Raw genomic sequence first — 20,140 nt, 5'->3', positions numbered from 1 at the left:
TGATCAGGTCGCATCGGCAGTGACGGCTTCTATGTATTTCGAAACGGACAAGATGATGCCGAACGCAATACAGGTGAACAATACGGAGGTACCACCCATGGAGATCAGGGGCAGGGTAAGTCCGGTGACGGGAACGAGGTCGAGGTTTACGGCAATGTTGAAAAAGGCCTGCAGAAGTAGCGACAATCCAATGCCAAAGGCCACCATGGCCCCAAAGGCTTTCGAACTTTTGGTAACCAACCTGACAATGCGGAAAAACAGCAGCACATACAGGAAGATGACCGCTACCCCACCCAAGACGCCATACTCTTCCACGATGATGGAATAAATAAAGTCGGCGTGCGGGCTGGGCACGTAATTTCTTTGAGTAGAGTTGCCGGGACCGACGCCGAAGATGCCACCATTGGACATGGCGATCTGCGCCTTCGTGATCTGGTATCGATCATCCGTCGAGGCCATTTCCGGATTGATGTAAGTCTCAATCCGCTTTTCCCAGGTAGCAGCCCGGGGAATCAGCTGCGGGTATTTAGCGCCAACCATTACCATCAGGCTAAATACGGAGACGCCCAGCAGTACCAGCATCACAACGTACTGCATCGCTACCCGGCCAACGATCATCATCAGCAAACAGATCAGGAAAAGCATCAGGGCGGAAGAGAGGTCATTGATCGCAATCAGCATACAAATGCCGATGATGGGAGCGATGATGGGAAGGAAAGCTTCCTTAAAATCCTTAATCACATCCTGTTTGGAACCAATGGAGCGGGCGACAAAAATGATGAGGGCGAGCTTGGCAAAATCCGAACTCTGGAAGGTCAGCCCCACACCGGGGATAGCCAACCACCGTTTAGCGTTATTGATGTCCACCCCCAGCCACATAGTTAAGATCAGTAGCGCGAATGCAACCACCAGCAGTCCCGGTGCCCAGCGGCTGAACTTCGTATAGGCCAGCAAGTGGCAGATATAGATCACCACCATACCAAAACCGAGGATCACCCCGTGCTTGATCAGGTAATAGCTGACTTCTCCGCTCCGTTCTTCGTAAGCAAGGGTGGAAGCAGAACTGAATACGGAGACCATACTGATGATGGCCAGCAGGACCACGATGGCCCAGATCACGCGGTCACCCCGCAACTCCGTCGCTATGCGCGTTGACAGGTTCATGCGTTTAGATTTTTAACGGCCGTGCGGAACTGGTCCCCGCGGTCGATGTAGTTTTTAAAAAGGTCGAAGCTCGCGCAGCAGGGGCTCATCAGGATGGTATCTCCTTTTTTAGCCCGGTGATGCGCAAAGACGACTGCGGCGGCCGCACTGCTGCATTGCAGCAGGGTATCTACCTGCCCGGTAAATACCTCCACCAGTTTGGTATTGTCAACGCCCATGCAGATCAGGGTGTGGACGTTCTCCCGCACGAATGGCATGAGCACATCGTAGTCGTTGCCTTTATCCGTCCCACCGGCGATCCAGACCGTTGATCCGGTCATCGACTCCAGTGCGAAGTAGGTAGCGTCCACGTTAGTAGCTTTGCTGTCGTTGATCCACGTCCGTTCATCGGCTGTCGGAATCAATTCCATGCGATGTGGTGCGGGGATGAAGCTGTCGAGAGCCAGCTGAATTTCTTTTTCATTGACGCCAAGTTGCAGGGCGATGCGCACGGCAAATAGCGCGTTCAATGCATTGTGCCGGCCACGTAGTTGCCCCGCACCGAGGGAAAACTCATAGCCATCGACAAAGATCCCGCCATCACGGACGTCGTCGGAAGAGATCGTTGTGATCTGAGTGTCGATTTTTTGGCGGCGCAGCGCAGGTGCAATGACTTCTTGATCAGCAAGGACCAACAGGCGATCATTGAGTCGCTGGCTCCTGGCAATGGACACTTTGCTATCGGCATACAAGTCTAGGTTGTATTCGTAGCGGTCCAGGTGATCAGGCGTAACATTGAGTACGGCAGCGATGGACGGGCGGAAATCCACCATACCGTCCAACTGAAAGCTGCTGAGTTCTAATACGTAGACGTCCGCCGGTTCGTTATCCAGCAGGAGGCGGGCGAAGCTATCGCCCAGGTTTCCGCCCGCCAGGGCGTTGACGCCGGCGAAGTCGAGCAGGTGATGCGTCAGCATCGTCGTTGTCGTCTTACCGTTGCTGCCAGTAATACCGATGATTTCCGCGCCCTTCGGCGTGAAGCGGAAGGCGAATTCTATTTCGCTGATGACCGGGGTGCCTCGTTTACGCAATTCTACGATCATCGGTACCGAATCGGGGATGCCGGGGCTTTTGACGACCTCGTCGGCAGCGTAGATGCGATCTGCGGTGTGCTGCATCGTTTCGAACTCGATGCCTGCTTCCTCCAGTTCCGTGAGGTATCGGGGACTACCCGGTCCCGCGTCAGATACGAAGACGGCATAGCCCTCCCGCTGTGCGAGGCGGGCCGCACTTGCTCCGGATTCTCCGGCTCCTAGGATTACTATGGTCTTCTGGTTATTCATATTTTTTGTTTGCTCGTGCTGCGCACGGTCTCTTTTGGGAGTGTCCCCGGATTTCGCTCGTGGCTGCGCCACTTGCTGCATCCGGGGTTAAAGCGATTTGATCCCTCCGGGATCTAGTCTCATTATCTTAGTTTTAAGGTTAGGATGGTGGCGACTGCCAGAAGAAGGCCGACGATCCAGAAGCGGATCACTATCTTCGTTTCCGGCATTCCGGCTTTCTGGAAGTGGTGGTGTAGCGGAGACATCAGGAAGATCCTGCGGCCTTCGCCGTATTTCTTTTTGGTGTATTTGAAGTAGGTGACCTGCATGACTACGGACAGGTTTTCTACTACGAAAATTCCGCAGAGGAGCGGTAATAAAAGTTCTTTGCGCAGTAAGATCGCCAGGGCGGCGATGATGCCCCCCAGGGCCAATGACCCCGTATCGCCCATGAATACCGTAGCGGGAAATCCGTTGTACCACAGGAAACCCAGGCAGGCCCCTAACAGGCAGGCGCTGAAAACCACCAGTTCTTCCGTTCCTGGCAAGTGCAGGACGCCGAGGTAATTGGCTGCAATGGCGTTAGAACTGACGTAAGCGAAAACGGCAAGAACTGCGGCAATGATGGCAGATACTCCCGTGGCTAATCCGTCCAGGCCATCCGTGAGGTTGGCCGCATTAGAAATGGCCGTAACGATAAAGACGATGAACGGCACGAAAAGAATCCAGACCAGCGATGCGCCGATACTGAAGATGTTTTCATAGGCCATTTGGCTATCCTTCACGAAGGGGATATTCGTCAGGGTCGTGTGGTAGTTTGCGCGGTTAACAATGGTACCGTTGGCCAGTACCGTTGAAGTTACCTCCCCTACCCGATCGCCTTCAGTAAGACCGATGGCGGCAGCTTCTTTCACGTCCATACGAACGTTCACCTGTTCGCTGAACAACATGACTAAAGCAATCAGTACGCCAAGGCCAACCTGTCCGGCAATCTTAAATTTGCCCGCCAGACCGTCCTTATTCTTATGCTTGATCTTCAGGTAGTCATCAGTAAACCCGATAGCTCCCATCCAGACGGTAGCGATCAGCATGGTGATCAGGTAGATGTTCGTGAGATGCCCCATGAGCAAACAGGGGACCACAATGGCCAACAGGATGATGACACCGCCCATGGTAGGTGTGCCGGCTTTTTTGGCCTGGCCGGCCAACCCAAGATCACGGACAGACTCGCCCATCTGCAACCGCTGCAGGTAACGGATAATCCGTCGACCCGTAACCATACTAATCAGCAAGCTGAGGATGATGGCAATACCAGCCCGGACGCTCAGGAAGTCGAGCAGGTTATTGCCGGGAAAATCTCCCAGAATGGATTCCAGCCACTCGAGTAAGCTAACTAACATGGCTGCGGGCGTTTAGAGCGTTGGCTAATTCCAGCTTATCATCGAAGGGGAAGCGTTCGCCTTTGATTTCCTGGTAGGTTTCGTGTCCTTTGCCGGCAACAAGGACGATGTCCTGCTTACGCGCCAATTGAACGGCCGTGCGGATGGCACTGCGGCGATCAGTAATACGCAGGGTCTTGGCCACCAATTGTGGGGTGTCCAGGCCAGCCTGCATATCGTTAAGGATAGCTTCGGGGTCTTCGGAACGTGGGTTGTCACTGGTCAGAATGGCCTGATCTGCGATGGTCGCAGCGAGGCGGGCCATTTCTGGACGTTTGGTTTTGTCCCGGTCTCCTCCGGCACCGACCACACAGAGCAACCGGGCCTCCGGTGCCAGCAGGCCACGGAGGGTATCGAGTACATTCTCCAGCGCATCGGGGGTGTGGGCGTAGTCTACGACTGCGGTAATTCCTCCAGTGGGGTCACCGACATAATCCAGCCGGCCGGCGGCCGGGGAGAGGCTGCTCAGACTTACCAGGACCTCATCACGCTCCCTCTCCAACTCCATGGCGACACCAAAGGCGGCGAGGAGGTTGTAGGCATTGAAGCGACCGATGAATCGTGTAAATAGTTCGGTACCGTCCAGTTCCAATTGAAGGCCCATTGCCGAATTAGAGAGGACCCTTGCCCGGTAATCCACCATTTTGCGCAGGCTATAACGGCGCTTGGTGGCTTTGGTATTCTGGAGCATGAAATCGCCGTTCTTATCGTCGGTATTGACGAGAGCGAAGGCAGATTTTGGCAGCTGATCGAAGAAGCCTTTTTTGGCATCACGGTAAGCTGCGAAGGTTCCGTGGTAGTCGAGGTGATCGTGGCTGAGGTTGGTGAATACTCCGCCAGAGAAAGTCAGACCTGCGATGCGCTGCTGGGCTACAGCGTGGCTGGAAACCTCCATAAAAACGTACTCGCAACCTGCATCCCGCATCTCGGCCAGTGTTTCGCTGATCGCAACGGCATCCGGTGTTGTGTGGGTAGCGGCGCGCACGCTGGAGGCAATGCGAAGTTCTACGGTAGAAAGCAGGCCAACTTTGTAACCGAGTTTGGTAAAGAGGTCGTGAAGTAAGGTGGCAACGGTAGTTTTACCGTTGGTTCCGGTGATGCCAACCAACGTGAGGTCCTGGCTAGGTTGGCCGTAGTAGTTCTCAGCGACAATGGCTAAGGCTTTGGCTGAATTCGCCACAGTAAGTAGTACCGGCGCTCCTTTGCCTCGTTTAACATTCTTTGCACCTGCGACCGCGCCCTTAAAATCTTCAGCAATAACAGCTGCAGCACCAGCATCAAGCACCTGGCTGATGTAATCATGCCCGTCTGCCTGGGTGCCGCGCACCGCGACAAACAAACAGCCCGGCACGGCTTTTCTTGAGTCAAAAACCACGCAACTCACACTACGACCGAACGAGCCGCCCCCAACGGAGGTCGATTCTATACCGGTAAGTAGCTTAGTGAGTTGCATAGTTTTAAAAATATTTGATATCAGTAAATCAGAAAAAATGGTTGCAAAAAAATAAATCTCAGATTGATAAAATGAAGCTCTTATTAGTCTTTTGGGTTATGCCTTATGGGCGATTGGTCAGTTGAGTATCAGCGTAACGTCCTTCCCACGCTGGCCTCTTCCATCCTTGTGCCATTGCTGATCGACGACCCGCCCCACGCCTTTCGGATGGACGATATAGCCGCCGTTTTCTAATACATAGATGGCATCCCGCAGGCGCATTCCACGTACGTTGGGCCATTTCTGGGCCAGCGGGTTCCATGGTTTAATATCTACCCGCTCGTCCGCAGCATCTACCACTGCTAATTCCGTTGTTGGAAGGCTGTCCAGGTCGATGTCTACGTTGACGTAGCTGAGTACATCCGCTATTTCACCAAGATGGCCAGCATCCCGATCTGGGAGTTGCCCGGCATAAAGTACTGGTCTCGGCCCCTGATTCAGTGGCTCGTGGACCTCAATCATACTGTTGTAGATGTTGTCGGCAATCTCCCGGAAAACCGGCCCCGCCACTTCACCACCGTAGTAGCCTCCCTGCGTAGGGTTGAAGATGACGACGACGACGCTATACTTTGGGTTATCTGCCGGAAAGTAGCCGGCGAAGCTGGCCTGGTGCTGCTTCTTACCACGTCGCTTTCCGTATCCCTGCTGGCTGGTTCCGGTCTTACCCGCAAACCTGTATTGATCGGTCTTAAGCTTTTTTGCAGTACCGCGTTCCACTACGCCCTCTAGCAGTTGTTGCAATTGCTCGATGGTACGCTGGCGGGCGATTTGGGGGTCCAGTACCGTTGGACGGAAATCCGTCAGTACTTTTCCATCGCGCCGTACTTCCTCCACGAGGTACGGTTTCATCATTTTGCCATTGTTAGCAACACTGTTGAAGAAGGTCAGCATTTGTAGTGGCGTCAATTTGCTTTCGTAGCCAAAGGCCAACCAGGCATTTGAGATACCTGACCAGTAGCCGGAGCTGGTGTCGTTTACAAAAGGCATACCCTCTCCGGTAAGCTCCAGCCCGGTCATTTCGTTGAGGTGAAATGATTGAAGTTTAGCCGCAAACTCGTTGTCCTTATAAAGGCTGTCGGCCAGTTTAGCCATCGCCACATTCGAAGACTGTTCGAAGGCCTGACGAATGGTGATGTTGTTCCAGCGCTTACTTAAGGGGTTGGAATCTGTAATGGTCTGATCGTAGAATTCTTTCTTGCCGTTTTCGATGTCGATCTCATCATCAAGAGAAACCTTATTGTCTTCCAGCAAGGCCATCATGGTGGCTAGTTTGAAGGTAGAGCCTGGTTCGGTAGCGTTTCCGATGGCATAGTTGAAGTGTTCGTAGTACTTTGTCCGGTCCTCGTTCTTACCCAGGTTAGCAATGGCGCGGATGGCACCGGTCTTCACGTCCATGACAATTGCCGCCCCCCAATCTGGCCGATGTTTACGGGCAGCACGGTACAGTGCATTTTCAGCAATATCCTGGATGTTCACGTCGATGGTGGTGTAGACATCGGCTCCGGCGGTGGGCTCCACAATGGTCAGGTTATTCGTGGGCAACCAAAGGTCAAGGTCCCGGTCAATGCGGAACATTTCGGCCTTACCGCTTTTGCCTGCGAGCTCTTCATCGTAGAATTCTTCTATCCCTACTTTATTGCCGTCTACTTTGCCAATTGTCCGGCGGGCCAGCCAACCGAAGGGCCGCTTACGCTCATCCCGTTTAGTGATGATGAGGCCCCCACCATATTGGCCGCGATTAAAGATGGGAAAGCGCTTGATTTGCTGCAGTTCCCGGTAGCTCACGCTTTCGGCCAGCTTGTAGTAGTGCTTAGCGGGCTTGGAGAAGCTATCCCGCATATTTGTCAGGCTATCCCGCCAAACTCCGGGCGTGAAATTATTATTAACGTGAAGGCTAAGCAATACCGCCAGGCTATCGACATTGTCGTAATAGGCTTTAGGTGGGGCGACGAAAGGATCGAAGTGCAGGCTGAAGTAGGGCACGGAGGTGGCCAGCAGGTTATTGTTCCGGCTGAAAATATTGCCTCGCTCCGCCGTCACCTCTCTGGTCTGAAAATCCTTGGCTCCCAACTCCTGATAATACGCCTGGTTAATCACCGCAATGTCAACGGTCCGATACACCAGGGCCAGGGCCACCGGCACCACGATCAACGCCAGAATGGCGTAGATGCGGATAAGGACTTCGTCTTTAAAGTTTACGGATGACATTGCTAGTAGATAGTGGGCGTAAGTAGAGGGTGGTTGGAGTGGGTAGTGGGTTACTTTGAAGGGGGGACTGCGAGTTTCTTTGGTTTTCCGCGGTGCATTCGAAGTCCGTTATCCCGGACATCTTCTACGACCTCGGAGCGTAATCCGTTGTACATGTTTTCGCTTTGTAGCGACATGTATAGCCAGCGTTGTTCTTTGATTTCGTCTTCAAGTACCTGGATACGGCGGACGTTGTATTCAGCGTAATGGGCATTAGCGATATACAGCAGGGCCAGCCCGCCGAGAAAGACGAGAAAGCCCAGGTTTTCCAGAATGAAAGCGGAAGGGTCTATACCCATCCCACTGCTGCGTTTCGCTGCCATTTTATCACACCTTAAGTCGGGTTGCAGGTTACAAATTGCAGGTTGCAAATTGCCAGCATACGTCACGCAAATCCAGGAATGGACAGGGTCAATCGTTTCGTATGGTACACAAGCCCGAGAGCTAAAAAATCAATTAGGGATACTAAATCAAAATCAACAATCAACAATTAGTAATCAAGAATCATCAATCAAGAATCAAGTATCCTTTCCCCTACCCTCAGCTTGGCGCTGCGGGCCCGGGAGTTGCGCTGAATTTCTTCAGCATTTGGCAATACGGGCTTTTTCGTCAGGATTTTGTAGGGACGGTCAATTTTCCCGTAAAAATCCTTGCTAACGATACCGTCCTTATTACCCGTTTTGAGGAAGTTTTTGGTGATGCGGTCCTCCAGCGAGTGGTAAGACATAACAACGAGTCGACCTTTGTTTGGTATCAGTAAGTCGGTGGCCTGGGCCATTAAATCGTTAAGTGCGCCGATCTCGTCGTTTACTTCTATCCGTAACGCCTGAAACACTTGTGCCAGGTAGCGTGGCCGTGTGCCGCGCACCCAAGGATCGCAGACATCCAGAAAGTTCTGGATGGTTACGATGGGTGCTCTTTCGCGTGCCTCCACTATTGCGAGGGCCAGCGATTTAGCATTTCGGACTTCACCATACTCTCCAAACACCCGCTGCAGATCGTCGGCTTCATAGTTGTTCACTATGTCGGCGGCGGTGCGGTCGGCAGTTTTACCCATGCGCATATCCAGTTCGGCGTCAAACCGGTAGCTGAACCCCCGTTCTGCCTGGTTAAACTGGTGGCTGGAAACCCCCAGGTCAGCAAGCAGACCATCAATCTGGTCCACTCCATGCAGGCGTAGGTAATTGCGCAAATGGCGAAAGTTGGCGGCTACGAAAGTGAAGCGTTCATCGTCGAGGGCATTGGCACGTGCCTCCTCATCCTGGTCGAAACCAAACAGCCGGATATCCATATCACCGGCACGTTCAAGGATGAGGCGGCTGTGGCCGCCTCCGCCGAAGGTTACATCAACGTAAATTCCTCCGGGACGGAGATTCAAATAGTCCACGCATTCGTGGGCCAGTACGGGAATGTGGTAGTCAGACATTAAATGCCTCCTTTCACGGTCCCCGCCGAATCACCGAACAACTCATCCGCCAGTGCTGCCATCTCTTCAGGTGACACCTCCATCAGTTTGTTGTATTCGGCTTCCGTCCAAATTTCAATTCTATCATTACGAGCGGCGAGCACAAGGTTTTTCTGGCCATCTGCGTAGGACTGCAACCGCTTGGGCAGCTGAATCCGGTCGGCAGAGTCAGGGCTAATCTCGTTAGCGCCGTTGTAAAAAATCTGCTTAAAGGTTTTGTGCTTGGGGCTCAGTTCACTGAGTGCATCCACCTCTTTCTTCACCTCTTTCCAAACAGGTCTGGGGTAAAGCGTGAGACACTTATCGAAGCCTTTATTAATTACAAACTCCAGCTCATCACGATTTCCAAGCTTTTTGAGCAAACCACTGGGAATACGAAAGCGGCCCTTGCTGTCAAGGGTCACATCATACTCGCCAATAAGATCATACTCAAGTACCATAAGCGGTTCCGACGAGATATACTTATCTCTCCGGACTGTAAAAATACAGACGTTTACCACATATTCCCACTTTTGCCCACTTTATTTCACTTTTTTCTTCACAGGAGGAAGCTAAAGAGAGCTTTTCGGGACAACTTTGTCACCATAAAAGATTTAAAAACAAAATTCAACACCAAATAGAACACATTTAAAGCAGGTTATTTTATCCCAAATACTTCCTTCGCCTCCTTTTCAACTTCTTTGAAGGACTATACAAAGTGGTAAAAAGTGTACAATCTGAATTAAAAAGGGGGAAACCGGAGCATAATATGCTATTTCAACATTGTGTAATCCGAGCCTTGCGGCCCAAATATAGTTCTTTTTTGTTGTAACATCTTACAACAACCCCATTCTTGTTGTTCTTTTCAGGCGGGGTCGCAGGTGCCTTGTAAAGGCTTCAGGGAACAAAGAAAAACATATTACCTTCGCCCGCCCAATAATTCACCTCCCCTATTATTCATCAACCTCTATTACAGATATGAGAATTTTTTCTCTCCTACTCCTTTTACTTCCCTTCACGCTATTTGCTCAGTTGAACGTTACTCAGGTAATGGACATCAATACCGGTACGACCGGTTCGCGCACTTCCGCTCCCGGTGCAGCTTTCAGGGGCCTGCTCTATTTCCCGGCAACGGCGGCAGACAGTGGCACCGAACTCTGGGTAAGTGACGGTACCGATGCCGGCACCTCCCTGCTGACGGATCTTGTACCCGGTACCGGCAGCAGCAACCCTGCAGACCTGATTGTGGTAGACGACCAACTCTACTTTACTGCCGAAGCCGCAGCTACTGGCCGGGAGCTCTACCGGACCGACGGTACGGCCGTTGGTACCGTCCTGGTTGCCGACATCCAACCGGGTACCGGTTCCAGCATTCCAAATGAAACTTCCCGGGCTTTTGTATCCTATGACGGCCGTCTCTATTTTGCCGCAGCAGCTAATGGTAACAATGTAGAACTTTGGTCTGCAGCCGGAGCAAATGCCTTTTTGGTACGAGAGTTTCAATCCGGTAGTCAGGGAAGCTTCCCGGAGAATTTTACCGTAGCTGGCGGGCTGCTTTACTTTGCCGCAGATAATGGTACCAACGGTAATGAACTGTGGCAAACCAACGGTAACCCTGCCGCCACCTTCCGTTTGACGGACACCAATTCCGGCGGGTCCGACGGCGATCCAAAGGGCATTACGGAAGCCGGCGGTAAACTCTTTTTCCTGGCCAGCAACGGCTTCGCCGCTGGCGACCTGTACGCCTACAATCTGGACGGCACCGGCGTTCAACGGGTATTCGACTTCGCCGGCCGCGGCACCCAACTCAGCACAAATACTTCCCGCTCCCCCATAGCTCGTTTGGGCGACCAGGTCGTCTTTGCCGCAGAGAACGGCAATGGTGCCGATCTGTGGATCAGCGACGGAACGGAAGCCGGTACCCGCGTGCTGCTGGACAATCCGGAAGTCTCCTTTGGAGGTTACACCCCCCAGGAATTTGTCTCCGTTGGCGACCATGTCTTTTATAAAGATGAAACCGAAGCGGAAGGAATCGAACTCTGGCGTACCGATGGTACCACCGAAGGTACCATTATGGTAAAAGACCTCGACGAAGGCTTTTCCTCATCCATTTTCCTTCCTACCTTCTTCCACGCACACAACGGCAACCTCTTCTTCGGGGCCAAAGGTGATGTGGTCGATGGTTTTGGCTCCACCGGAATTGAGCCCTACATCAGCAACGGTACCGAGGAGGGAACCTTTCTCGTAAAGGACATAAACGATGGCTTCTCCGATGCCGACCCTAATAATTTTGTTTCCGTGGGGGAGCAGCTCTTCTTTTTTGCTGATAACGGAGATGACGGTCAGGAACTTTACGTGCTTTCAGGATCCCAGCCGCTGATAGTAGAAATTACGACTATGACTAATGTCAGCTGTTCCGGAGGAACAGACGGCGCTACCAGCTTTACCGTATCCGGAGGCACGCCTCCCTATAGTTTCAACGACCAATCTAATGATTCAGGAATTTTCACGGTTACAGATCTGGCTTCTGGCGCATACAACTTCATAGTAACTGATGCGCTGGATAGTACTATTATAATCAGCTTCAGCATCAGTCAGCCCAATCGACTTCAGTTATTTGCCGATCGAATCAATCCGCAAACGGCAGACCAGGGTGGCTCCATCTCCCTGTTTCCCGTAGGAGGCACCCCACGCTACAGCTTTAGTTGGGGAGACACTTCGCTAACGTCCAACATAAGAGGTGACCTTGCGGCGGGCACTTACTTTGCCACCCTTACGGACAACAACGGCTGCATGGTAAGCGATAGCTTTGTCGTGCAAGATCTCAGTTTGATCAGCCTGGAATCGGAGCAAATATTTGGTCCCCTTTGTAATGGCGGAAACGACGGCTCGCTATTCCTTCAGGTTGCCGGAGGCAGCCCACCCTACCTCATTGACGGTGAATCTTCTCCATCCGGACAAGTAAGTTTATTCGGCCTCGGAGCAGGGCCAATAACCATTTCGGTCACCGACAGCCGCGACAGCACCGCCAACTTTACTTTCGAGATTCCCGAGCCAGCCGCCCTCGAATTAGTCGCCACCACACTTACCGGTCAAAACAGTTTTGAAGGCGGAACGATTGAGCTTATGCCAACCGGCGGCACCCCTCCTTACAGTATTAGTTGGGCGGACACTTCCCTCACTAACACCATTCGGAAAAACCTCGATTTTGGCACTTACTACCTCACGTTAACGGATGATAACAATTGCATAACCCAGGATTCGTTTATAGTCGACGATTTAACCGCAGTCACTAACCTTTCCGAAGGTGAATTCAAGGTGTACCCTACGATAGTGACGGGGCAGCTGTCAATAGAAACTTCCGGAAATTTCGGTATTCGCCACATCACTATTTACGACCTGGCCGGGCGCGAAATCAATACGATGACTGCTACCGGTCAGCGAAACCTTACACTTTCTGCTACCTTCCTCCCCAAAGTCAAAGGAACTTATCTGGTTTACCTTGAGGCAACTGATGGTCGCAGGGGAATACGCCGAGTGGTGAGGCAGTAATAAGGCCGCTTACAACGATGCGTAGAACGTACTGAACCCCCTCTGCATGAATAAGCTACCTGACTACCTCACGCCCGGCATCCGTTACATCATCATTGCCGGCCTGTTTTTTGCGGTCATGCAGATCATCATTAAAGAACTAACCCAGTTTCACCTGTTTCAGATTGTCTTTTTCCGTTCCGCCATCACCTCGATGGTGGCCATGATTTACCTGAAGCGCCACAACATTCCCATATTAGGAAACAAGAAGAGGTTGCTAATTCTCCGGGCGCTGTTTGGGGTTATTGCCATGACGTTATTTTTCGCCACCATCCAGCGGATTCCGCTGGGGGCCGCTGTATCGCTGAAGTACCTATCCCCTGTTTTCACCGCTACTTTTGCGGTTTGGTGGCTCAAGGAAAAGGTGTTCCCTATCCAGTGGTTACTCTTTGGAGTAGCCTTTGCCGGTGTCTTCATCCTCAAGGGTTTCGACTTCAGAATTGATCCTTTTAACCTGTTCCTGGGCGTTACCGGCGCCGTTTTTGCAGGTCTTGTCTACGTCACTATCCGCAAGATCGGGTCGTCAGAACATTCCATGGTCATCATCAATTATTTCATGTTCACCGCGAGTGTTCTGGCCGGCCTCGCCATGATTCCGTACTGGCGGACACCGAATTTACCTGAACTGGCCGCACTGTTGGGTATGGGGACCCTGGGCTATTTCGCTCAGGTGTTCATGACGCGGTCGCTGCAAATTGAACCCGCCAGCCGCATTGCTCCTTTCCGGTACCTGGAAGTGGTTTACTCCCTCTTGTTGGGTTTCTTGTTTTTCAGGGAAGGTTATACTTTCCTTAGCTTTCTGGGCATTGTATTGATTGTGGGAAGCATGGTGGTAAATGTATTTTTGAAGCAGTGGGGCGGGGCCGCAGGTGCGGGGGAAGGGATAAAGGAGTAAGGGCGCAAGGCAAGTCAGACGGTGAACCGGTTGGGATCTAATTGGAAAGATGATAAAACCGAAACCTTTATCCGAGGTAAAAGGGGCTGACTCCGCTAACAAGCCACATCGCCCTTAAACCTCCCCTGCACCTGCGGCCGCGCCTGAAAATAAAAGAGCAGGGAAAGCACCGTTGCTTCCCCTGTTCCTTAAATTCTCGGGCAGTACTACAAGTCCCTCAAAGTGAAGTACCCGTAGGAATAATCCGAATGAATCTTACCGCTTGATGACTTCGATCACCATGCGCCCCTGACGATCAAGGACTTCAACGGTATAGCTTCCAGCAGGAAGTGAACCCATAGTGATGGCATGCGTGCGTGCGTTCCGTGGCCAGACACCTTCCAGGACCATCCGGCCATTTACATCAAAGATCCGGGTTGATCCAGCCAATAGTGGTTCGCTCAGCTCAATGTACAGCTGATCGGTCGTCGGATTTGGGAAAGCCCGTACCGCCTCAATACCGAAGTTATTGATACTGTTGACAATGGTATTGCCCGCCAGTGGAATAATCAATTCATCCGTAGTCACCTCATTGAGGAAAAGGGTAATCACCAGGGTATCCTCATATGTGGTGACTGACTGCGGTGAGAACGTGATGGAGATGGCATCGCTCCCTCCCGCCGACAGCGTAGCGCCGAAGAGGTCATCGGCAGTGAACTTCGTGCCTTCCATCAGACTAGGCAGGTACTGAAGCGGACCGTTTCCGGTGTTTTCCAGCGCAATGGTAATGGTGGAATCCTGCCAGGCGAGGACATCGCCAAAGTTGATCTCTTCCGTGCCGGTAAGCATTGTCCCGGCAGCAGTAGCGGATAAGGCACCGGTACGGCGTTCGGCAGTGGCCATCAGGTACACCTTAAACGCTTCCGGACCGTCGGGACCAAATACGGAGAGCACCAGACTATCCAACATCATACCTTCTACAGTTGGTGCCACGTTCAGGGACACGGTACTGAACCGCCCTTCGGCAATATTGTCCAGGTTAGCGGCAGTTTCAACCGTGTACGTTGATCCCAAATCTTCCAGATTAAGGATAGCGCCGGCATTTGGTCCGACCCCCGTATTCAGTACTACAATTTCCTCATCGGAAGACTCCCCGATGAAAATCGTTCCCAGGTCAATGATTGCCCCATTGCTGATAACTCCTTCTCCAACTACACTGATCTCGAAGTCCGTACGATCAACATCAATGCCATACAGTTCAGTGCCCACATCCGCTCTGGCTGCGTACAGAATCTTATCCCGTAAGAGCGTGAGATTGGCGGGGCTGGAACCAGACGACCCGGGGTTTATATCAGCTACAAGAGTGGGTGGTCCATCATTAACAAGACTCAGCTTGTAGATTTCGGCACCAAATTCAGGCGTATTCGCTTCAAAATACAGCGCGGAACCAGTCGACGTTAACTCATCTACGTTAGTATGCGATACGCCGTACAGGTCAAAGAAGGAGGTAATTACCGGCTCACCGGTTTCATCCAGGGTAAGCTTAAAAAGCTGATCACGGAGCACACTATCCCGTCCTACAAAGTATAACGCATCCTCACCATTCAGCTGTTTCAGGACCAGGAAATCATGAGGCCGGCTGTCGCCGTTGAGGCTGGAACCTGTTCCCGGCCCCAGGTTGACATCAAGTAATCGGGTACCTTCGGCAGTACCATCACTTACGTACAGTTCGACGCCGAATGAGTCAGAGGCACCCTGGTAAAAAATATAGTCGCCAAAAGCAGTTATCCCTGCCGGACTGGTACTTGACCCTGGTTCGGGTCGGGAATCCAAAATCAACCGTATTGAATCTCCATCGAAGGTGTATAACTCATTCCCGCCTTGCGTTGTGCTTCCCTGAAAGTAAAGCTGTCCGTTTAAGGCAGCAAAATTACTTGGGTTGGTAACTACTTCCGGCTGTTCGGTAATCGCCCTGGTCCCCTCCGTTGTTCCGTCGCTGACCCAGAGCCCGGAAAAGGCGCGTGGGCCAAATACGGGGTGGATGTCCACTCCTGCGTAACCCGAAAAGTAAAGTAAATCATCTATGATAAGGAAATTACCGGGTGAACCGGAATTCGTGCTGTCGCCTACTTCCTTGAAGAATTCTACGCTTTCTCCATCCTCACTAAGGCGGTAAAACTCGAACTTGGGTGATGGCCTGAAGCCCGGCAGGAGGGTATCGGCCGCCGAGAAATATAGACGGTCCTTAAATTCGACAAAATTTCGAATAAAGGAACCATCCGTACCAGGATTAACATCAGCCAGCAGGCGGGTGCCTTCGCTGGTTCCGTCAGAAACCCAGAGTTCTGATCCAAGTGTGTCCGTGTTAGCGGAGAAGTAGAGTTTGTCGTTGAACACCGTAATATTCGCCGGGCTTCCACTGCTGGAGCCTTCCAACAGATCTTTGAAGAGTTCGGTGCCTTCGGTTGTTCCATCGGTAACAAATAATTCCGTTCCAAGGGAGTCGCTCGATGCAGAAAAATATAGTTTGCCGTTCAGCATGGCAAACTCTTTGGGAGAAGAACTGCTGGTTCCACTCCGGATATCCTTAATCAGGCTAGCCTGGGCCGATAAACCAGCGCAGCCAAAGGCTACGAAAAGAGTAAAAATTAATGATCTCATAGAAAAGTGATTGGTGGGTAAATGAATATATATTTTGGCGCTAATTTGGCTGGTTGGCTCACTGGCTTTTCCCGGCCTGCCTTTATCTAAGCAGGTTCAGGTTGCCTGAAATGTTTCTGGTTGCTTGTTCCTCTGCTGAAGTCGAGGCAGGTAATCCGTAAGACAAAATGTACAGGTACGTTCCTACTTCAACGGGCTCGCCGTTGATTCCCGTTCCGTCCCAGGCTGTTTCGGGATCGGTAGTTTGAAACAACAGCCCTCCCCAGCGATTGTAGACTTCCAACTGGAAGTCGCCTAACCTGCCCGCCAAGCCTAACTCGAAGCGATCATTAATGCCATCTCCGTTGGGAGAAAAGGCATTGGGGACGTAGATCTTTGCATCAGACATGACCGTAATGATCTGCCGGGTAGTGTCCGTACAGCCCTCCCGATCGATCACCTCTAAAAAGACTTCGTACTCCCCCGCTTCGTCGAATTCAAAATAAGTTTCGTTGCGGTTATCGGTAGCTAAACCGGCAATGTCCCAATCCCAGCCGACGATGTCTCCCACCGAGCGATCACGGAAAGTAGCGCCACCGTCGAGGTTCGTCAGCCGGCCAGCGGTGATGAAATCGGCCACCGGGCTTTGGTTGACCTGAATGGCCGCCGGCAAGGTGGTGGTAACGATACAGGAAGGGGAAAAAACGAGATCAGCGGAAACCTCATATTCTCCACCCTTATAGAAAGTATAGGTGGCATCAGGATTTGTAGAGATAATGGTCGTGTCGCCAAATGTCCAACGATATTCCGTTGCTGGCGCAGCGGCATTCGAATGCCCTGTCGATACCGTCAGGGGGGTACAACCCGACAAAGCATCAACGGTCAATTCAGGAGGCGCAATATCAAGCACATTGATGGTGTAACTGGCACTGGCCGCACAACCGGCATCTGAGAGGAAGAATACCGTGTGTTGTCCCGGGCCGGCAAGTGCGGCAGAGAAGCGGCCAGTATCCGTATCCTCTATTCCTGGCCCGGCCCAGCGGCCGTTACTTACGTTAGCGTCTACAATTATGGGCTCGGAGTAGATACAAAGATCATCGGGCAACGTGGAACTTGTAGGGAATTCCACCTCTACCACAACGGAGTCCATTTTGGTACAGCCGGTGTTCCCGGTGGCCGTTACGTAATAGGTAGTTGTCGTTAGCGGGGCAACGACAAACGTCCGGGTAGTATCCGTAGTGGTTCCGTCCGTCCAGTTTAAAGAAAAGTCCGAGACGAAGTTTATGGTAGCTTCTTCCCCCGCACAGATGGTAATGGTTGGAGGAACGTCCACATCTACATGATTGACGTATAGTTCGTCAAAGAAGACGTAGCACCCGAGGAATCCGTCGTCGTTCGCAATGCGCTGGGTAGCGTCAGCTACGTTACCCATAAAGCCAACAAAAAGGTATTCATAAGCCCGGTCAGCCTCAAAATTAAGCTCGATAAACCGCCAATCGCTTCCATCGATGACTTCCTCCGTCGCAACCCACTGAGAAGCCACCCGATCAAAATCGAAGAGGTTGGGATTAAACTGTGGGAACTCCGTTTCAGAAAAGAATACTCCCCATTGGTTGGTGACGTATTCACTGCCTGGGCGGTCTTTCTTATTCTGGACCCAAAACGAAACTTCGTAGCAGTCTCCCGGTACAGTGGGCTCCAGCAACCGGATACCCGCCCATTCTTTAGAACCATCTTCGCCATTCCCTTTATAGCAGCCCATTACGCCTTCTCCGGCAATTGGGAAACCGCAATCTGTACGCCCGTCTCCCAGAGGGCAGGGATTCAATCCCGTTAGGTTACTGCCTGGGTTCCGACTCGTGTGGTGCAAATCGGCAGTTCCGTTGGCGTTGTACCAATCCGTCATTCCATCCAGGGTATTTCCCCCACCGTTTGAGCCGGTCCAGCCTTCAAAACCGGGATCGGTTACGATATTTTGCCCGGTAGCCGACCCCAGGTAAAACATGACCAGGAACATGGCCAGATAGTTTCCATATTTGCTTGCCATAAAGCGTAAGATTAAATCCCCTCCTTCCTCACGTAAATGAGAAAAGAGGGGGGCTAAGAGTAGTTAAAACCAAGCTGTCATAAAACAAAAGCGTAAAAACATTACCGCTTTACAATTCTCTTTACTGCAGTTCCATTCTTCGTTTCCAGGCGTAATACCAGCATCCCTGCCGGTAACCCGGCTAGCGATAATGTCTGTACTTCCGCCCGCAGGCTTGGCAGATAAGACCGGAGTAATTGCCCGCTGACGTGGTAGACATCAATGCGGTGTGGGGCCAGGGAAAGGTCCATTGACCGCAGGGTAATTTCATTATTGGCCGGGTTAGGAAAAACCACAAAGCCTGCGGAAAGATCCGTTTCGCGGACGGCGACCGGGCTGTCGTCACCACTACAGTCTTCATCGATACCGTTATCGGCAATATCAAAGGCACCGGGGTTGATTTCGAAAACGAAATCATTACAGTCATCCACAATGCTGTAGCCATCACCATCGGCATCAATAAAGTTGTTGTAGCGAACCAGGGTCAGATCATTACCAGAGGTAGTTGTAGCAGAGCCGCCGCCGAGTACTATTTTGCCATCGCGCTGTACCATGATGGCGTTGGGGAAGGCAAAGAAGTCGGAGGTCATCGTTGTTACTATTCCGGCGTCTCCCCAGGTAGAATCCATCTTTCCGGTGATGTCCAAACGAGCCGCGAGGAACTTACGCGGAGGGCCCGTCCGAATATTGCCGCCGGTTTCACCACCGACAACAATTTTACCATCAGGCTGCACCGCGATATCAAGGCCAACATCGTTGGGGCCAGGATTAATGGTGACTACACCAAAGACACCAAAGTCATCTTTTTCTACGCCGTTCTGATCGAAGGCAGCGACGACAAGGTCAAAGCCGTCCGTCGTCAGATTGTTTCCAGTTACCAGAATCGTACTATCGGGGTGAATGGCCAGTCCATATCCAGAGCCCTGAAGGGGAAGTAAAAGTTCCCCGCGGTCGGCAAAGTTAGTATCCAGCCCTGAACCATCAGGTAAGACCTTATATAAGGAGATGCGGTCATTACTGTTGGGCTTCGTCCTTCCAGAAGTCAACAGGTTTCCGTCCGGGGCGATCAACAAACGGCGGACATTGCTAGTACTTACGCCATCAGGAACATCCGTATTCCACATAAAAACCCCGTTGTTACCGAAGGTAGAATCTACTTTACCAGTGGCCGTCAATTTGAGGATAACGCTTCGATCAAAGCCAAACCCCAACACCTTACTGTCTCCTCCCAGGTAAATATCGCCATTGTCAGCGACCGCGATGGAGCGGGCATAATCCTGGCTGCTGTCAATTTTCACGACCGTACTCCCGTCAGTTCCGAACATAGAGTCCAGCTCACCTTCCGGGGTAAGCTTGAATACATTAAAATCAGTATCGTTGGGGTCGTCGTTTGAAAAAGATCCACAGGCCAGAATACTCCCATCATCAAACAGGTGCAAATCATAACCAAGGTCACTGCCCTTATCATTCTGATTGCGGAAGAGACCATTAACGGCAAAAGAGGAGTCAACCGAACCATCTGGCATAAACCGCATCACCACGATGTCAAAAGTCTCCGGGTTTGGGTAACGACCGGCAAAGATTGTCAGGAGTTTACCATCGGGTTGCTCAATCACATCATTGACCGTTTCATTGCCCTGGACAAAATCCATCTTCAGAATACCGTTATTGGCAAAAGAAGAATCCAACTGGCCGTCCTGGGCCAATATGCTGCCGCTCAGGATAAAGCAAAAAAGTGGAAATAGGAGGTAAAATTTAGTCATTTTGAATTTGGGTTGATTTAAGACTGAGCGTATAACTAGAGTAAATATATTTCGAAAGGCTCGGGCCAACAAGTACAATTTGTCGTATTTTTATTGTTA

13 protein-coding genes are annotated in these 20,140 nt (G+C 51.6%); 2 read left to right on the top strand and 11 right to left on the bottom strand.

Translation table 11 applies throughout. The annotated features are described in order from the left end of the window. Nucleotides 1-3: 3 nt before the first annotated feature. From B036_RS0106295 to mraZ, 8 genes are all read right to left on the bottom strand, one after another. Nucleotides 4-1,164: an FtsW/RodA/SpoVE family cell cycle protein gene (locus B036_RS0106295; RefSeq protein WP_020567847.1), complete on the bottom strand. Its 1,161-nt coding sequence runs from the start codon at nucleotides 1,162-1,164 to the stop codon at nucleotides 4-6. Continuing rightward, a complete protein-coding gene (gene murD / locus B036_RS0106290; RefSeq protein ID WP_026231741.1) occupies nucleotides 1,161-2,486 on the bottom strand; it encodes a UDP-N-acetylmuramoyl-L-alanine--D-glutamate ligase in 1,326 nt (441 codons plus the stop codon). Before murD ends, B036_RS0106295 begins: the two co-directional genes overlap by 4 nt. 122 nt (nucleotides 2,487-2,608) lie before the next feature. Beyond that, nucleotides 2,609-3,865 carry a phospho-N-acetylmuramoyl-pentapeptide-transferase gene (gene mraY, locus B036_RS0106285; RefSeq protein ID WP_020567845.1) on the bottom strand — a complete coding sequence of 419 codons (1,257 nt, stop codon included), beginning with the start codon at nucleotides 3,863-3,865 and terminating at the stop codon, nucleotides 2,609-2,611. Next, nucleotides 3,855-5,357 carry a UDP-N-acetylmuramoyl-L-alanyl-D-glutamate--2,6-diaminopimelate ligase gene (locus tag B036_RS28275; RefSeq protein ID WP_044101974.1) on the bottom strand — a complete coding sequence of 501 codons (1,503 nt, stop codon included), beginning with the start codon at nucleotides 5,355-5,357 and terminating at the stop codon, nucleotides 3,855-3,857. The genes mraY and B036_RS28275 overlap by 11 nt, the downstream gene beginning before the upstream one ends. 117 nt (nucleotides 5,358-5,474) lie before the next feature. Continuing rightward, nucleotides 5,475-7,604, bottom strand: a complete 2,130-nt coding sequence (locus B036_RS28270) for a penicillin-binding transpeptidase domain-containing protein (protein WP_020567843.1) — start codon at nucleotides 7,602-7,604, stop codon at nucleotides 5,475-5,477. A gap of 50 nt (nucleotides 7,605-7,654) precedes the next feature. Next, nucleotides 7,655-7,966 carry an FtsL-like putative cell division protein gene (locus B036_RS0106270; RefSeq protein WP_020567842.1) on the bottom strand — a complete coding sequence of 104 codons (312 nt, stop codon included), beginning with the start codon at nucleotides 7,964-7,966 and terminating at the stop codon, nucleotides 7,655-7,657. A 188-nt stretch (nucleotides 7,967-8,154) separates the two neighbouring features. Beyond that, nucleotides 8,155-9,069 carry a 16S rRNA (cytosine(1402)-N(4))-methyltransferase RsmH gene (gene rsmH / locus B036_RS0106265; protein ID WP_020567841.1) on the bottom strand — a complete coding sequence of 305 codons (915 nt, stop codon included), beginning with the start codon at nucleotides 9,067-9,069 and terminating at the stop codon, nucleotides 8,155-8,157. Further along, nucleotides 9,069-9,608 (bottom strand): division/cell wall cluster transcriptional repressor MraZ, encoded by a 540-nt coding sequence (gene mraZ / locus B036_RS0106260; protein ID WP_245557446.1) that lies wholly within the window; start codon nucleotides 9,606-9,608, stop codon nucleotides 9,069-9,071. The genes rsmH and mraZ overlap by 1 nt, the downstream gene beginning before the upstream one ends. A gap of 457 nt (nucleotides 9,609-10,065) precedes the next feature. On the opposite strand from mraZ, the gene B036_RS0106255 reads away from it, so the two are divergent. Both B036_RS0106255 and B036_RS28265 read left to right on the top strand, forming a co-directional pair. After that, entirely contained in the window at nucleotides 10,066-12,639 is a 2,574-nt protein-coding gene (locus B036_RS0106255) for an ELWxxDGT repeat protein (protein ID WP_026231740.1), read from the top strand. A 46-nt stretch (nucleotides 12,640-12,685) separates the two neighbouring features. After that, on the top strand, nucleotides 12,686-13,573 hold the full coding sequence (locus B036_RS28265; protein ID WP_020567838.1) for a DMT family transporter: 888 nt from the start codon (nucleotides 12,686-12,688) through the stop codon (nucleotides 13,571-13,573). 255 nt (nucleotides 13,574-13,828) lie between these two features. On the opposite strand, the gene B036_RS0106245 is transcribed toward B036_RS28265, so the two are convergent. From B036_RS0106245 to B036_RS0106235, 3 genes are all read right to left on the bottom strand, one after another. Next, nucleotides 13,829-16,213 (bottom strand): ELWxxDGT repeat protein, encoded by a 2,385-nt coding sequence (locus tag B036_RS0106245; protein ID WP_020567837.1) that lies wholly within the window; start codon nucleotides 16,211-16,213, stop codon nucleotides 13,829-13,831. Between the two features lie 82 nt (nucleotides 16,214-16,295). Next, nucleotides 16,296-18,239, bottom strand: coding sequence for a T9SS C-terminal target domain-containing protein (locus B036_RS0106240; protein WP_020567836.1), 1,944 nt, complete (start codon nucleotides 18,237-18,239; stop codon nucleotides 16,296-16,298). 101 nt (nucleotides 18,240-18,340) lie between these two features. Next, nucleotides 18,341-20,041 carry a T9SS type A sorting domain-containing protein gene (locus tag B036_RS0106235; protein ID WP_020567835.1) on the bottom strand — a complete coding sequence of 567 codons (1,701 nt, stop codon included), beginning with the start codon at nucleotides 20,039-20,041 and terminating at the stop codon, nucleotides 18,341-18,343. Nucleotides 20,042-20,140 lie beyond the last annotated feature (99 nt).

It is taken from the genome of Neolewinella persica DSM 23188 (assembly GCF_000373105.1).
Lineage (GTDB): Bacteria > Bacteroidota > Bacteroidia > Chitinophagales > Saprospiraceae > Neolewinella > Neolewinella persica.
The sequence above is the reverse complement of the archived record's forward strand: the minus strand, read 5'-3'. Positions and strand labels throughout refer to the sequence as shown.

Coding starts and splice junctions, on each gene's coding strand:
- B036_RS0106295 (WP_020567847.1), bottom strand. CDS start 1,164: ATGAACCTGTCAACGCGCATAGCGACGGAGTTGCGGGGTGACCGCGTG.
- murD (WP_026231741.1), bottom strand. CDS start 2,486: ATGAATAACCAGAAGACCATAGTAATCCTAGGAGCCGGAGAATCCGGA.
- mraY (WP_020567845.1), bottom strand. CDS start 3,865: ATGTTAGTTAGCTTACTCGAGTGGCTGGAATCCATTCTGGGAGATTTT.
- B036_RS28275 (WP_044101974.1), bottom strand. CDS start 5,357: ATGCAACTCACTAAGCTACTTACCGGTATAGAATCGACCTCCGTTGGG.
- B036_RS28270 (WP_020567843.1), bottom strand. CDS start 7,604: ATGTCATCCGTAAACTTTAAAGACGAAGTCCTTATCCGCATCTACGCC.
- B036_RS0106270 (WP_020567842.1), bottom strand. CDS start 7,966: ATGGCAGCGAAACGCAGCAGTGGGATGGGTATAGACCCTTCCGCTTTC.
- rsmH (WP_020567841.1), bottom strand. CDS start 9,069: ATGTCTGACTACCACATTCCCGTACTGGCCCACGAATGCGTGGACTAT.
- B036_RS0106255 (WP_026231740.1), top strand. CDS start 10,066: ATGAGAATTTTTTCTCTCCTACTCCTTTTACTTCCCTTCACGCTATTT.
- B036_RS28265 (WP_020567838.1), top strand. CDS start 12,686: ATGAATAAGCTACCTGACTACCTCACGCCCGGCATCCGTTACATCATC.
- B036_RS0106245 (WP_020567837.1), bottom strand. CDS start 16,213: ATGAGATCATTAATTTTTACTCTTTTCGTAGCCTTTGGCTGCGCTGGT.
- B036_RS0106240 (WP_020567836.1), bottom strand. CDS start 18,239: ATGGCAAGCAAATATGGAAACTATCTGGCCATGTTCCTGGTCATGTTT.
- B036_RS0106235 (WP_020567835.1), bottom strand. CDS start 20,041: ATGACTAAATTTTACCTCCTATTTCCACTTTTTTGCTTTATCCTGAGC.